Here is a 14,965-nt window from a genome sequence, read left to right as displayed (position 1 = left end):
GCGTTGAATTTACTTGCATTAGGCGAGCTATTGACGCGTAATTTCGCCTTGTTTTCACTAAAAATCGCTAGCTAGAGAAAAATAAGCACAAATATCATTTTTGATTCAAAATGTTAGTAAATCTCTTAACCAGAGTTCAGGTTAAATAAAATAGCGTTTCCAAATTTGTATTCTCTGCACTTTAGGGTAGCATAAGCGCACTTTTTATTTGAAGGCACGGCCATGGCGCAATTATACTTTTACTACTCTGCAATGAATGCAGGTAAATCAACCACTTTATTACAATCAGCATTTAATTATAAAGAGCGTGGTATGGAGCCGGTGATCCTCACCGCTGCCATTGACGATAGAGCAGGAGTGGGCAAAGTATCCTCACGTATAGGCCTTCAAGCAGATGCACATATTTATGATGCTAATAAAGATGTATACGAGCTAATTAAATCGCTCAATAGTGATAAAAAACGCCATTGTGTGCTCGTGGATGAATGTCAGTTTTTATCTAAAGATCAAGTTATGCAGCTAACCGATGTAGTCGATGAATTAGGTATTCCCGTATTGTGTTACGGCTTAAGAAACGACTTTAGAGGTGAGTTATTTAGCGGCTCGCAATATTTACTTGCTTGGGCTGATAAGTTAATAGAACTTAAAACGGTATGTCATTGTGGGCGTAAAGCAAATCACGTATTACGTACCGATGAAAATGGCGAGGCTATTGCCGATGGCAACCAAGTAGAAATTGGCGGCAACGACCGTTATGAGTCGGTGTGCCGCAAACATTATAAAGCCGCGTTAAATATGGGCCGTTAAGGCTTTTATAAAGGTATCAATATCCGCTTTAGTAATACCTAAATGGGTTACTAGCCTAAGTTGCTTACTTGGGCTAAACACAATGTCTTGTGCTTTTAAATCGGCTGCTAGTTTTGTGATGTTTATGCTGTTATCAAACGTAGCGTAAACCATATTTGTGGTATTACTCATATTTACGTTAAAGCCTGAAATTTCACTTAACTGTTTTGCTAAATAACGCGCGTTAGCGTGGTCATCGACTAAACGTTGCGTGTTATTTTCTAAGGCATATTGCCCTGCAGCAGCTAATATACCCACTTGGCGCATACCACCGCCAAGCACTTTTCGCCAGCGTCTTGCTTTGGCTATCAATGCTGTTGAACCAAGCAATAATGAACCAACAGGTGCACCTAACCCTTTTGATAAACAAATAGATACAGAGTCAAAATGTTGGGTTATTTCTTTAATATCAACGTTAAGCTCGGCAGCGGCATTAAAAGCGCGGGCACCATCTAAATGCAGTGCTAAGTTATGTTGATTAACAAATTCGCGGGCTTTGAGTAAATAATCAATACCCAGTACTTTACCACCTATGGTGTTTTCAAGGCTTAACAGGCGGGTTTTTGCAAAGTGGCTATCATCGGGTTTAATTGCTGCAGCAATTTTAGTAAAACACAAACTACCATCGGCTTCATTTTCAATAGGCTGTGGCTGAATAGAGCCTAAAACGGCAGCGCCACCGCCTTCAAACTTGTAGTTATGAGCACTTTGGCCACATATATACTCATCGCCACGTTCACAATGGGCCATTAATGCAAGCAGATTTGTTTGTGTGCCTGAGCTACAAAAAAGTGCATCTTGCATATTAAAACGTAATCGAGCATAAGCTTCTAATTGGTTTACACTTTCATCATCACCATACACATCATCGCCAACGGGGGCATGATACATAATGTCCCGCATTTTGCTGCACGGTTTTGTTACTGTATCTGAGCGAAAATCTATCATGAGGTGTCCTTATGTGGCTTTTATGCTAATTCTTCACAAATTTGTTCACGGGTGGCCTTATCAAAATAGCTCCATGCAATAAAGCGACTGACTTTTTGCCCTTGTGCCATTTCAACAATTTTAAATTCACTAATAGGCTGTTGTTTTAGCTGTGCTTGTAAGGCTGCCAGAGTTTCTTTTTTAGAAACCAACGAGGTAAACCAAATTACTTGGTCACTGTAATCACTGCTTTCTTTAATCATGCTAGAAATAAAGGCCAGCTCACCACCTTCACACCATAGCTCATTGCTTTGTCCTCCAAAATTAAGTGCTTGCGAAGGCGCTTTGCCTAAGTTTTTCCATTTGCGTTCACTGCCTTTATTGGCTTCTTCTGCACTGGCGTGAAATGGCGGGTTACACATCGTTAAATGATACAAATCTTTCGCATTAATCACCCCTTTAAAAATATGTTCAGGATTTTTTTGTTGTTTAAGCGTTATTTTTAAATCATTAAACTGAGCGAGTTGCTTGGCTATTTTGATTGCTGCAGAGTCTATATCGCTGCCAGTAAAGTGCCATTGGTATTCGCTACTGCCCGTTAGCGGGTAAACTAAGTTAGCGCCAGTGCCTATATCAAGCACTTTAATTTGTCGGCCAGTGGGAATAACCTGCTGATTATCTTCGCTGAGTAAGTCAGCTAAGTAATGAATATAGTCAACTCTACCTGGAATAGGTGGGCATAAATTGTGCTCAGGAATGTCCCAAAAGTTAATGTTGTAATGACTTTTTAATAGCGCCTGATTCAAGGTTTTTACAGCTAAGTTATTACTAAAATCAATACTTTGATTGCCTGCTGGAGTCGTAATTAAAAAAGCAGTTAACGAAGGGGTTTGCGAGGTAAGCAAATTAAAATCGTAACCATTTTTGTGTTGATTGCGCGGATGTAATTTAGAACGAGTTGATTTTGCTTTCATGAGGCTTTTTTAACAACAGGAATAAAAGCCAATAGTAACAAATACAGACAGAAAAAGTGCATAATTTTCCCTTTGGCTTACCAGTTATTACTGGTAGGATGAGTTGTTAGCAATTATAAGGAATTCGCTTTGGCAGTTACTCAACAGTCTGTTTTTATTAAATTAGGTAACCATCAAACACTGCATTTGCGCCGTATCGCAAACCAGCAGCCAAGTGGGCCTGTGGTGCTATTAATTCATGGCGCGGTAGAAAATGGCAAAATATTTTACACTCATAGCAATAAAGGGTTAGCGCCTTTTTTAGCTGAACAAGGGTATAGTTGCTACGTAGCTGATTTACGCGGGCGTGGTGAAAGTAAGCCTGCCATTTGTAAACAAGCACGTTATGGACAAACTGAGGCGATTGTTGAGGATATTCCGGCATTCATTGAAAAAATTGAACAGTTAGAGAGTAAAAAACCTGACTTTTTAGTTGCTCATTCTTGGGGGGGGGTGTTGCTTAATAGCGTGTTTGCTCGCTTCCCTGAGTTGATAAACGATGTAAAAGCGTGTGCCTATTTTGGTTCAAAGCGTTCGCTATTTAATAACCACCCAAAAAAATTATTCCAGGCCAATTTGATTTGGTATTTTATGGCACCAATTTTAGCGAAAAAACACGGTTATTTACCGGCAAAACGCTTAAAGTGGGGCAGTGATGATGAAACTCAAAAGTCGCATTACCAAAGTATGCAGTGGGCCAAGCAAAAGCCATGGATAGACAGTGATGACGGCTTTGACTACGCTAAAACATTAGCAAATCTTACGCTTCCTCCAACGTTACATATTGCGGCAGTAAAAGATAAAGCATTGGCACAGCCTATCGATATTCAAAAATTTATTGATGAGTCAGGTACTGGGGTGCAAAAGATGCAAATATATGGCCGCCGCTTTGGGCACAAAGTAGATTACGACCATATAAATATGCTTACTCACCCTCAGGCACGTCAAGAACAGTTTATGGATGTGCTTAACTGGTTTGAGGCAACGAGAGCAAATTAAGTAAAGGGGCTTCATAACGCTGCCACTTATCAAGGCTTTTGTTATTTACAGGTTGCCTGATGGCATGTTTACTAAGCGTTGTAACGGCGCTTTTATTTTTGTAAAAGTCTAAACAAGTGTGTTCAAATTCGCAGCCCGTAAAACTCAATAGTGCGGTTAACTGTTCCTTGGGATTTTCAATTAACTGCTCGTAACTTAAATTATAAATAGCTAAGCGGTTAAATTGCTGCCAATGGCTCATCAGTTTTTCATAAAGCTGATGGTACAAAGTAAACTGATTTAAATCACAAAAATAGGGTTCGTTTTCAGCAAAGTAATTAGTAAACACTGAAAAGGCGGTTGCGTGAAAGTTGCGGGTCAGGTTAATAAACTTAGCATCTGGGAATAAAATATAAATTAGCCCTAAGTTTTGATAGTTGCTCGGCAGTTTATTGATCACAAATGGGCAGTTGCCTCCAAAAGAGCTTAACGTATCTAAATAAATATCTCTGGCTTGGTTAATTAAAGGCGTTGTTAGTTTAGCTAAACATTGAGGGTAGCGTAATCCTGTTTTATGTTCTAAAAAAGCAACTACCTTATTACTAATACTGGTGTCCTCTCCAAGCGTTGCCCATTGACTGTGCCCTGCTAACATTTGCTCAAGTAAGGTTGAACCGCTTCGTGGCATGCCAATAATAAACACGGGTGTGACAGGGTACTGTTTGTTTAGTTTTGCTAAATTGAGCACACTTTCATTGTGATATTCAATAAGTTGATCATAAAACCCAATTAAATCCTCAGTATTAAATTCACTGAGTTTACGTTGTTGCTGATTGGCAATAACAAAGTAATTAAATGCTTGATCAGTATCATCTAACTTGTCGTAACTTTTAGCTAAAGCATAGTAACAGACCATTTTTAAGCGTAGGTTATTTGTTTGCGTTAAAAAATGGTGTAACTGATCAATGTAATTATTTGCTTTATTAAAGCGCCCTAATTGTACCAATTCAAATAAAACATAAGCCGTAACCGGTGCTATCCCAAGCTTTAATGCCTCCTCAAATGTGGCCTGCGCTTTATCAAGCTCGCCAAAGTTTAAATAGTGCTGAGCTAAATAATAATGAGTGTCTGGGTTTTCTGTAGCAATACTGGCTGCGTATTCGAGTACTTTTTGCGCATCTTCAGGGGAGTTGACCGCATTAAATGCATCACTTAGTGCATATAAGGGTTCTAATACATAGGGTAGATGCTGACACGCCCGTTGTAGTATATACACAGCGGCATCAAATTGTTCTAAACGCAATGCTACCTTACCTAGGCCAAATAGGGCGTCACCATTGTCTGGCTCTGATTGTAAAAGCGTTTTGTAATGAAACTCAGCTTCTCTAAGCTTGTTTTGTGATAATAACTCATTTGCTTTTTTTAGTAGCATAATACAACAAATATTCTTTTTATTTACTATAACCCTAACGCCATAAAAAATGCGAGTGTAATGGTCATTTTAAATGGGTTTATAGAGGGTAATAAAAAGGCGAAATGCATTACACATTTCGCCTTTTCTTGTTGTTAACACATTTTAGAAAGTATAGGTTGCTTTAGCGTAGTAAAAACCACCATTAATACCGTATGGAGAAGTTTCGTAGTACTTACCACCCCAATTGTTATTAGGTGCTACGGTAAAATCAAGTTTCTCTGCTTCTTGGTCCAGTAGGTTTTGTGCACCGACTGAGAAACTGATTGAGTCATTCATAAAGTAAGTTACTTCAACATCTAATGTTACTGCTGCATCAGCTATTTTAGCGGTTTCATCATAATCTACGTGAACACCTTGGTACTCACCAAAGTAATTAAGGCGAGAAAATGCTGAAAAGCTTTCCCATTGCTGTGCCCAGCTCAGTGTTGCACGGTGATTAGGTAAATCATTTTCAAGACGGCTTACTTTAAATGCTCCTGTGATATCACTTGAGCGTGTTACTTCTGTTTCATTCCAGTTGTACGCTAAGCTAAATGTAGAACTACCATTGAATAATTCAGCTGAGTAGTTAGCCACTAAGTCAACACCTTGAGTAGTGGTATCAAAGTCATTGGTAAAGAAACTAACTTGCGCTAAGTTTTGTACGTTAGGTACACCGGCAGCTTCGAGCGTGTCTTTATCTGCTTGGCTAAGTTCTATTTTATCTGACTGACTAATACGATCATCTACTTGGATGTTGTAGTAATCAACTGTTAAGAATAAATCGCCCATGGTGTATACCGCACCAAAGGTATAGCTTTGTGATTCCTCAGGCTCAAGTTCAGTACCACCAAGTTGAATAGCAATTGGGTTTGTAGGTGGTAACAAAGCTGAATCTACCAGTACACCACTGCTTAAGTTAGTTTGTACGTTACTAACATTCGCTTGGCCTACGGTAGGTGCACGGAAACCGGTGCTAATTGAACCTCGAATATTCAGATCATCAGTAAGGTGGTATTGACCCATTAACTTATAGTTAGTGGTTGAACCAAAGGTATCGTAATCTTCGTAGCGAAGCGCTAAGCCCATTAAGAACTCTTCAGTAAATGGCGCTTCAATATCAATGTAAGCTGCATAGTTTCGACGGTCGTATTCGCCTGCATCTGATGGTTTAAATCCAGGGAAACCGTTAGAACCAATACCAAAACCTTGATCAGTTAGTGGGCCAGCTATAAACGAAGCTTCATCGCCTGATACCACGGTAAAGGTTTCTTCATGCCACTCTAAACCACCGGCAATGTTTACATCGTAAGCTAAGTCAAAGTCAAAACCCTTTGAAATATCAAAATTAAAGTTTTTCTCTAATTGTTCATATTTACCTGGGCTAAAATCACGCGGGCTATCTGGACCCAATGATGCATTGATTGTGTCGTATATAAAGTAGCGAGATTCGTTATACCCTACAGTACCGCTTAAATCATAGTAAGCGCCTTCTAAAAAGCCGCCAGTAAACTCGCCTTTAGTACCAATAGTGAGTGACGTATCTGTGATATTGCCACCAAAGTTTGGTGTAAAACCGCCCGGAAGCATTTCGTTAAATGCGAAACAATCAGGGTTGTTTGCTACACCATTAATGTAGTCAGGGTTATCAAGAACGTTGTCATCAATCATGATTGTTGGACAATTACCGCTCATGTCGCCGGTTAAATCACCAACAAGGAGTGTTTCGCCACCATCATTTGAGTATGCACCAGGGCGAGTATGCGGGTTACGGTAATAAAAACCACCACGTACATCACGTTCAGAATAGTTACCAAACATATAAAATTGTGAGTCATTAGTTAGCTCTAAACCAACATTACCAAAGATAGAGATGTCGTCATCAACCTCTGGTGCACCCCATACTTGGGTGATTGGAGCAATGTCGGGAACACCAGCTGCATCAAGTGCTGCGGCATCCGGTCTTTGTACCGAGCGGCTAGTCGCATCGGCTGTTTTGTACTGAAAGCTTAAATTTGCAAAACCGCTATCGGTAAACGGTAAACCCACATTACCTGAAATTTGGGTTGTATCACCGTCGCCTTCGTAATATTGGCCTTTTCGAACTTCAAATGACCCGCCTTCCGAGGCATCTTTAAGTTGGAAGTTTAAAACCCCAGCAATTGCATCAGAACCATATTGTGCAGCAGCACCATCGCGAAGTACTTCTACTTGTTTCAGTGCAATACTTGGAATAACTGAAATGTCGGCACCTTGCGCACCATCATTAATACCACCACCTAAAAAGGCAATAACTGAAGCGCGATGACGACGTTTGCCGTTAAGTAAGATTAATGTGCTATCTGAAGGTAGTCCGCGTAAGTTTGCAGGGCGCACTAGTGAAGCGGCATCACTAATTGGCATTGAGTGAACGTTTAAAGAAGGAATAGCCCCTTTTAACAGCTCTAGCATATCAGTATTACCTGATTTGCTAAGTTCTTCACCACCGATGATATCGATAGGAACAGGTGAGTCACCAATAGAGCGGGGCGCAGAGCGCGTACCTACTACGGCAATTTTTTCTACATTTTTGTTTACTTTAACTTCTGTTTGCTCTTCTTGAGCAATTGCTGAACCAGAAACAAACAAGCCTGCGGCTGTTGTTGCTAGAGCAAATTTGATGGCCTGTTGAAGCGCGTTGCTTTTTAATTTCATTCTAAATATCCCCAGTTAGAATTGATTTGTATAGTCTATTACTGACTTATTATTGTGGACATTTCACGTTCAATGGGGAGCAAATATAGCTAACTCACTCCTAAAAGCTTAATTAATTAAGCGCACCTCCTGTGAGTCCTCGAAATAGACTATAGATAAAAAAACTAAAGAGGGCAATGGGAAATTAACCACTATTTAACAAGTTGAAACAAATGATTTATCTAAAAATAACGCAGAGTTAATTGCAGCTAGGGCGAGAAAAGGAGGAAAAAACAGACATTGATACATAATGACTAACTAAATAAGTTAATTTAGTCATTTTATATTATTGAATTAAATTGATTTGCTGTTGATATTTTCACCATGATGTTTTTTCCACGCTGCCAGCTTTTCTTTATATTCATCCCACACACAAGGGCAGCAACTGCCGCCGCCACAGCATTCATCAGATTTTGGTCTTTCGGGTTTAGTTTCGGGGCGATTTTTTTGCATTTTTTATTACAAAAGTGGAAAAAAGGACACCTAGAATAAATGATTGAACAAAGCGTGTAAATTATTCTTTGTGAACTTAGAGCGCTGTGTGAGAATACAGGCTATGCGATTATATAAAGTCATTCATCGTGCCCCCTGGCGGGTTGCTAAAATTAGTAAAAAGCGACAGCAACTGCGTTTTCGCCGTGCTATGGTCGCGCTTAAAATAGCCCTTGCTCAAGAAAGGCAAGAAACCAAAGAGATGCTAATAACCTACAAGCGTTATACTCAAGGGCAAACAAACAAAGCAGAGCTAAAACGCGCCAATGAGCAGTTTGTTGATATTTTAAAAGGGTTGGGGCTAGGCATTTTTGCGTTATTACCTTTTGCACCATTAACTATTCCATTGGTTGTTAAGCTAGGGCAGTTAGTGGGTGTTGATGTTTTGCCGAGCTCTTTTAGTATGAATAAGCCTATGAAAGAAATTGATCAAGAAATTACTCAACAAAACCAACAGCAAGACTCAACTCCCTCCGAAAAGAAGTAAGCTAGTTAGAGTATAATTAGCTATACCTTTTAATAGTGCTTATTGTTATGCTAGGACATCAATTTCTATTATGTGAGTCATTAATGAGCGCTTTACTTTGTCATACCTCTTCAGGTATCCCTCTATCTTTTGTTGTTAAAAATGAATTAACAGACTGGCTTACTCAGCAACCGAGCTTTGTGCAGCAGTGGCTTGCAAATACCGATTTTGAAAAGTCAGGGCTGGCGTTAATACCAAACGCAGAAACGGGTGAACTAAGCCAAGTATTTTGTATTATGCAACGAGCTGATGATTTTTGGGCCGCTGGCGAGCTTGCAAGTAAATTACCTAAAGGATGCTATCAAATTCAGGGTGATGAATCGTTAGTTTCTCAACTTGCTTTAGGATTTGTGTTAGGTGGTTATGAGTTCAGTGAGTATAAACAAAAAGCCACAGCTAAAGCTCAGCTTGGCATTGCTGATAAAACATTATATGAACAAGTAAAACAACAAGCAGATGCAATTAATCTAGCCCGTGATTTAGTAAATACCCCCGCTGCTGATATGATGCCGCAGCACTTATCACAGGTAATGAGCGATTTAGCTGATACATTCGACGGCGAGTTTACTCAATGGGTAGGTGATGAGTTATTAGAACAAAATTACCCAACTATTCATATGGTAGGCCGTGCAAGTGAAAACAAACCGCGTTTACTCGATTTGAAGTGGGGTGCGATTGATGCGCCGCTAATTACATTAGTAGGTAAAGGTGTATGTTTTGACTCAGGTGGACTGGATTTAAAACCAAGTTCAGGCATGCGTAACATGAAAAAAGACATGGGCGGGGCCGCACATGTTATTGCCTTAGCACAACTAATTATGGCCGCTAACTTACCAATACGTCTTCGCGTGTTAGTCCCTGCGGTTGAGAATGCCGTTTCGCGTAATGCATTTCGCCCAGGCGATGTAATAAAAACACGTAAAGGTATTATGGTCGAAATAGATAATACTGATGCAGAAGGGCGACTAGTTCTGTGTGATGCGCTAAGCGAAGCACAAAACGATGATCCTGAATTAATTATTGATTTCGCTACTTTAACTGGCGCGTGCCGTGTTGCTTTAGGGACAGAACTGCCAGGCTTTTTCTCAACGGAACGTGATGTAGCTAATGCGATTATGGATTCGGGGATGCAAGTTAACGACCCTGTTTGGCAATTACCGTTATTCGAGCAATACACCCCATTTTTGAAAAGCGATGTGGCTGATATGACTAACTGTTCAAGTACGCCATATGGTGGCGCAATAACCGCTGCGCTTTATTTGAAAGAATTTGTAGAGCCAAACACACCATGGGTTCATTTTGATGTAATGGCATGGAACTTACGAGCATTACCAGGGCGCCCTGCAGGTGGTGAAGCTCTGGGTATTCGTGCAGTATTTACTTACCTACAAAATCGATTTAACTAACCTAACTAGGGTTAACTAAATCAAACATACCTTGCCTTGAGTTATTTGATGTTAAAGCGCATATAACTCAAGGGGTAAACCATCTGGATCGGCAAAAAAGGTGAATTTTTTGCCGGTAATTTCATCCACTCTTATTTCTTCTACGTCGATTCCATGCGACTCTAAATACGTTTTACTGTTTTCTACACTACTAACCTTAAATGCTAAATGTCTAAGTCCTTGTGCTTCGGGGTAGCTTGGTCTACTTGGCGCATCATTAAACGAAAATAATTCTAACTGACTGCCATCAGGTAAAGCTAAATCGAGTTTGTAAGACTGACGCTCTGCTCGGTAGTGCTCATTAATAATCGTGAGTTTTAATATTTCACTATAAAAATCTTTAGAGCGTGGGTAGTTGCTACAAATGATGGCTACATGATGAATGCCTAGTAGTTGCATATATTTTCCTTAAAAAGCAAAAAGCGCACTGCTTTCAGTGCGCTTTTTATCAATACATATTTGCTTGGGGTAATGTTAGCTTTTAGCCAGGCTCTGCGTCTTTACACGCTTTTACAGCTGGTGCAACAAGCTCTAAACCTGTTTTATCACACGGTGGAAGCATAGCATCGCTAACAGCAATGGGTGTTACTCGCTCGCCCCATTTGATATAGCTTGCCGCCCACGTTAGGCCTGCTCCAAATGCAGCCGACATAATATTGGCATGCGGCTTAATTAAACCTTGCTCAACGGCTTCGCACAGCGCAATGGCAATCGTCGCAGCAGAGGTATTACCGTATTCGCCAATGTTAACCATTACTTTGCTGTCTTCAACCTTTAAACGGTTTTGAATTGCTTGAATAATGCGCAAATTAGCTTGATGTGGCACAAGTACGTCTATATCGTCTAACTTAAGGTTTGCCTGTTCAAGCACGTCGTCACAGGCTTCACTCATGCCTTTAACCGCACGTTTAAATATTTCACGACCTTCAAATAAAAGATCTGATGGGCCAATTGGCTCATATTTATTTAAATCACTGCCGAAATTAGTAATGTGTAAAATATCACGATCTTCGCTGTCACAGCCGGTTTTAGTCCCTAATAAGCCTGCAGGTGTTTCTGCTGCTTCAAGCACAACGGCACCGGCACCATCACCAAATAAAACAGCACTGTCGCGTCGTGCCCAGTTTACATACCACGTCATGCGTTCAGCGGCAATAACTACGGCTTTTTTGATCATACCGGCCTGAATTTGCGCAGTCGCAGCTTGTAAAGCATATAAAAAACCAGAACATGCTGCATTGGTGTCCATGGCTGCAGCGCCTGTGGCACCGATATTTTTTTGTACCAATGAAGCGGTGTTTGCCACTACAGTTGACGGCGTGCACGTTGCTAAAATAACTAAATCGATGTCTTTTGCATCTATACCTGCACAAGCAATGGCATGTTTTGCAGCTACACTAGCAAGCTCGGCGGTAGTTACATGGCTTACTCTACGTGCTTTGATACCGGTACGCGTGGTGATCCACTCATCGGTGGTATCTACAATTTCACTTATTTCGTCGTTGCTGATGCTAGCTGGTGGAATGCATTTCCCCCAACCAGTGATATGTGCGTAAGGCATAGTGTGTTCTCTTAAAAGTGGTATGACGTGTTCGTCTAATGAGTACGTTATAACAAAAATTAGCTATTAACACTAGTTTATAGCAGCTATAGGGCTGTAATCACTGCTTTTTTACCAATTGTTTGTTGCATTATTAGTGAAAGGTTAATTATTGGTTTTTACTTTGTAAACCAAAAAGCATGTAGCTTAGGCGCTTTTTTCCAAGTTAGTCCATCGCGCTTTAGTGCTTACAAAAAACAACCGCCTTATCCGCGATGTATGCTTGAGTGTAGCTAAGTCAGAGTCTAATATGAGACGGTTTAGTGTATAATAAATGCAATAAAAAAAGCATGTTAATCATAAATAATAAAACCCAGTGTATTCAGGAACTCTATCGTGTTAATTAAAACCGACCCAGCTATTAGCCGATTATTAATGCTGCGCAGTGGTGCCATTGTTGTCCAGCTTATTACGGTACTCAGTGTATATTTTTTATTGGAACATCAAATTGCACTTATGCCGTTGTTAGGGGTTATTGCTGTTGAGGCGGTTTTTCAGTTAGCCAGTGTATTTGCCTACCGGCATGTAAGCCAAGCAAAGCCAATTGGCATGCTAATGCAATTGACCGCCGATGTGCTTTTTTTAACCATTTTGTTGTCTTTAAGCGGGGGTGCCACTAACGCATTTGTGTCGTTACTATTGTTGCCTATTATGATAGCTGCCATTACATTAAGCGCTCGAGGGCTTGCCTATATCGCTATATTGGCGATTGCCGCTTATAGCTTATTATTAATTAGAATGCCCGAACACAGTATGCACCAAATGAACATGAATGGTCATTTTATTGGTATGTGGGTTAACTTTGTTATAAGTGCTTGCGTAATAGCGCTAGTGATAGGGGCGATGAACCGCGCTTTGCAGCAGCGTGAGCGCACTATTGCGAAGGTTAGAGAAAAACAGTTGCGCAATGAACAACTGGTTACACTTGATGGCGCTGCGGCGCAAATTACTCATCAATTAGCAACACCGATTGCTAATTTACAATTATTGTTTGAAGAGCTTTTAGAAGAGCATCCCGACAATGAAGTTATTCAGCAAATGCAAACGCCGCTATTGCAATGCCGCACTCAGCTTAACGACTTTAGAAATCTCTCAATGCAGTTACGGGATCAAAACACTCAAGCACCCATTAAAGCAGAGCAGTTGCAAAATCAAATTCATGATACGTTACTATTACAATATCCTAATCAACAAATAAACTGGTTTAACGGGGCACCTGAAGCCACATTACAAAGTGACGCTATGCTGCTACCTGCAATTTTAAATTTATTACAAAATGCAGTACTTGCTAATCAAAAGCACGGCCAAGTGCAACTTGAACTAAGTTGGCAGCAACCTGACGCACAAAACATTGCGTTAATTATTCGTGATTTTGGTGCTGGCTTTTCATCCTCAGAGTTAGCGGAGTTAGGTGGGCATTTAATGCCTAGTGAGCAAGGCATGGGGATCGCAGTTATGTTATCAAATGTGACGTTTGAGAGGTTAAATGGCTCGCTAACGGTATATAATCATCCCGAAGGCGGAGCGGTTGCAAAGATAACAATGCCACTATTAACAGCAGAGACAAAAGCATGAAGCTACTTATTGTTGAGGATGATATTAATTTAGCGACGACGTTAGCACGTCGGCTAACTAAGCACGGGTTTAATTGCGAGATCGCACATAATCACACTGATGCACTTCTAAGGGCTCGTCAGCAACAGCCTAACTGTATTTTATTAGATATGAAGCTGGCCGATGAGAATGGACTGTCGCTGATTGCACCGCTGCGCCATTTACTCACACATGCTCATATTGTATTGCTCACTGGCTTTGCAAGTATAGCAACGGCGGTAGAGGCGATGCGCTTAGGGGCTAATGACTATTTAACTAAGCCTGTTGATATGGCAAGTTTATTAAAAGCACTCAAAGTTGAGGTGGCAAGTACGGCAGCAACTGAAATTTCAGAGGGGGTTATGTCGCCCGAACGTTTAGAGTGGGAGCATATTCAACATGTTTTACACAGTAATAACGGTAATGTATCAATGACCGCTAGGCAGTTAAATATGCATAGGCGCACCTTGCAGCGTAAGCTACAAAAAAAGCCAGTGCAGCAGTAGTTTAGTACTTAATTTGTGAAAAGTTTTATGAGCGATGATTCCGCGGCATTAATGTTAAATCAAAAAATTATATTATTTGATGCGCAATGTAAGCTTTGTAGTGCGTGGTGTAATTTTATTATAGCTCACGATCCGACCATAAAATTTAAATTGTGCAGCGTGCAATCGCCGGCAGGGCAAACGCTACTTGCTCAATTTGGTTTTTCCACTACCAATTTTACTTCGATGATTTATATAGAAGCACAAAAGCCATTTACCCGTAGCCAAGCCGTTTTTCGGGTGTTCAGCCAGTTAAGTTATCCGTGGAAGTTGCTTAGCGTATTTAAGTTATTACCACGAAGGCTGACTGATTGGCTTTATAACAAAGTGGCTAAAAACCGTTATACATTATTTGGTAAATACCAACACTGTCGAATTCCTCTGCAAAAAGATGAAGAACACTACTTATAGCCACATTTTTAGCAAGTGCTGTATCACTTAGGCTGTGCTAAAATCGCGGCGTTTGATTACTAGTAAATAGGTTTTAAGGGCTTTCTCATGGCAAATACAGCACACGCACTTCACATTTTGGTTAAGCACAAAGAGATTGCAGAAGACATCATTAAGCAATTAAGTAAAGGCGCAAAGTTTCAAACCTTAGCTAAAAAATATTCGTCTTGTCCGTCGGGCAAAAAGGGCGGAGATTTAGGCGAATTTAGACGCGGTCAAATGGTTCCACAGTTTGATAAAATTGCGTTTAAAGGCGAGATTTTAGAGCCACATTTGGTAAAAACAAAATTTGGTTGGCATGTGATTAAAGTACTTTATCGCACCTAAAAGCGTAATTCTAAGTTCCCGCTATACTTACTATTCC

15 protein-coding genes are annotated in these 14,965 nt (G+C 40.4%); 8 read left to right on the top strand and 7 right to left on the bottom strand.

Translation table 11 applies throughout. The features are described from left to right. Positions 1-222 precede the first annotated feature (222 nt). Positions 223-807 carry a thymidine kinase gene (locus FHG08_RS17640; protein ID WP_178957351.1) on the top strand — a complete coding sequence of 195 codons (585 nt, stop codon included), beginning with the start codon at positions 223-225 and terminating at the stop codon, positions 805-807. Here FHG08_RS17640 and ltaE read toward each other — a convergent pair. Further along, positions 790-1,794: a low-specificity L-threonine aldolase gene (gene ltaE, locus FHG08_RS17635; RefSeq protein ID WP_178957349.1), complete on the bottom strand. Its 1,005-nt coding sequence runs from the start codon at positions 1,792-1,794 to the stop codon at positions 790-792. The two genes, FHG08_RS17640 and ltaE, sit on opposite strands and share 18 nt — an antisense overlap. 20 nt (positions 1,795-1,814) lie before the next feature. Beyond that, a complete protein-coding gene (gene rlmF / locus FHG08_RS17630) occupies positions 1,815-2,747 on the bottom strand; it encodes a 23S rRNA (adenine(1618)-N(6))-methyltransferase RlmF (RefSeq protein ID WP_178957347.1) in 933 nt (310 codons plus the stop codon). 129 nt (positions 2,748-2,876) lie between these two features. Between rlmF and FHG08_RS17625 the strand changes: the two genes are divergently transcribed. Next, positions 2,877-3,785, top strand: coding sequence for an alpha/beta fold hydrolase (locus tag FHG08_RS17625; protein ID WP_178957345.1), 909 nt, complete (start codon positions 2,877-2,879; stop codon positions 3,783-3,785). Here the strand turns inward: FHG08_RS17625 and FHG08_RS17620 are convergent. The 3 genes from FHG08_RS17620 to FHG08_RS17610 form a co-directional block, all read right to left on the bottom strand. After that, a complete protein-coding gene (locus tag FHG08_RS17620) occupies positions 3,754-5,196 on the bottom strand; it encodes a sulfotransferase (RefSeq protein WP_178957344.1) in 1,443 nt (480 codons plus the stop codon). The genes FHG08_RS17625 and FHG08_RS17620 overlap by 32 nt on opposite strands. Positions 5,197-5,340: 144 nt before the next feature. Continuing rightward, complete coding sequence (locus tag FHG08_RS17615; protein ID WP_178957342.1) at positions 5,341-7,911, bottom strand: TonB-dependent siderophore receptor; 2,571 nt, start codon at positions 7,909-7,911, stop codon at positions 5,341-5,343. Positions 7,912-8,244: 333 nt separating this feature from the next. Beyond that, a complete protein-coding gene (locus FHG08_RS17610) occupies positions 8,245-8,403 on the bottom strand; it encodes an oxidoreductase-like domain-containing protein (protein ID WP_178957341.1) in 159 nt (52 codons plus the stop codon). A gap of 103 nt (positions 8,404-8,506) precedes the next feature. On the opposite strand from FHG08_RS17610, the gene FHG08_RS17605 reads away from it, so the two are divergent. Both FHG08_RS17605 and FHG08_RS17600 read left to right on the top strand, forming a co-directional pair. Continuing rightward, on the top strand, positions 8,507-8,929 hold the full coding sequence (locus tag FHG08_RS17605; RefSeq protein ID WP_178957339.1) for a hypothetical protein: 423 nt from the start codon (positions 8,507-8,509) through the stop codon (positions 8,927-8,929). Between the two features lie 83 nt (positions 8,930-9,012). Then, entirely contained in the window at positions 9,013-10,374 is a 1,362-nt protein-coding gene (locus FHG08_RS17600; RefSeq protein WP_178957337.1) for a M17 family metallopeptidase, read from the top strand. 51 nt (positions 10,375-10,425) lie between these two features. On the opposite strand, the gene FHG08_RS17595 is transcribed toward FHG08_RS17600, so the two are convergent. Both FHG08_RS17595 and FHG08_RS17590 read right to left on the bottom strand, forming a co-directional pair. Further along, positions 10,426-10,812, bottom strand: a complete 387-nt coding sequence (locus FHG08_RS17595) for a VOC family protein (RefSeq protein WP_178957335.1) — start codon at positions 10,810-10,812, stop codon at positions 10,426-10,428. Between the two features lie 82 nt (positions 10,813-10,894). After that, entirely contained in the window at positions 10,895-11,974 is a 1,080-nt protein-coding gene (locus FHG08_RS17590) for a ketoacyl-ACP synthase III (protein WP_178957333.1), read from the bottom strand. A 375-nt stretch (positions 11,975-12,349) separates the two neighbouring features. Here FHG08_RS17590 and FHG08_RS17585 point away from each other — a divergent pair, with 375 nt between their 5' ends. The 4 genes from FHG08_RS17585 to FHG08_RS17570 all read left to right on the top strand — a co-directional run bounded on the left by FHG08_RS17585 (position 12,350) and on the right by FHG08_RS17570 (position 14,928). After that, a complete protein-coding gene (locus FHG08_RS17585) occupies positions 12,350-13,588 on the top strand; it encodes a HAMP domain-containing sensor histidine kinase (protein WP_178957331.1) in 1,239 nt (412 codons plus the stop codon). Continuing rightward, positions 13,585-14,112 (top strand): response regulator transcription factor, encoded by a 528-nt coding sequence (locus FHG08_RS17580; RefSeq protein ID WP_178957329.1) that lies wholly within the window; start codon positions 13,585-13,587, stop codon positions 14,110-14,112. The genes FHG08_RS17585 and FHG08_RS17580 overlap by 4 nt, the downstream gene beginning before the upstream one ends. Positions 14,113-14,139: 27 nt before the next feature. Next, positions 14,140-14,562, top strand: a complete 423-nt coding sequence (locus tag FHG08_RS17575; RefSeq protein WP_178957328.1) for a thiol-disulfide oxidoreductase DCC family protein — start codon at positions 14,140-14,142, stop codon at positions 14,560-14,562. Positions 14,563-14,649: 87 nt separating this feature from the next. After that, on the top strand, positions 14,650-14,928 hold the full coding sequence (locus FHG08_RS17570; RefSeq protein WP_178957326.1) for a peptidylprolyl isomerase: 279 nt from the start codon (positions 14,650-14,652) through the stop codon (positions 14,926-14,928). The last annotated feature ends 37 nt before the right edge of the window (positions 14,929-14,965 follow it).

The sequence above is a fragment of the Pseudoalteromonas sp. Scap03 genome (assembly GCF_013393115.1).
In the GTDB taxonomy this organism is placed as follows: domain Bacteria; phylum Pseudomonadota; class Gammaproteobacteria; order Enterobacterales; family Alteromonadaceae; genus Pseudoalteromonas.
This window is presented reverse-complemented; position numbering and strand designations above follow the sequence as displayed.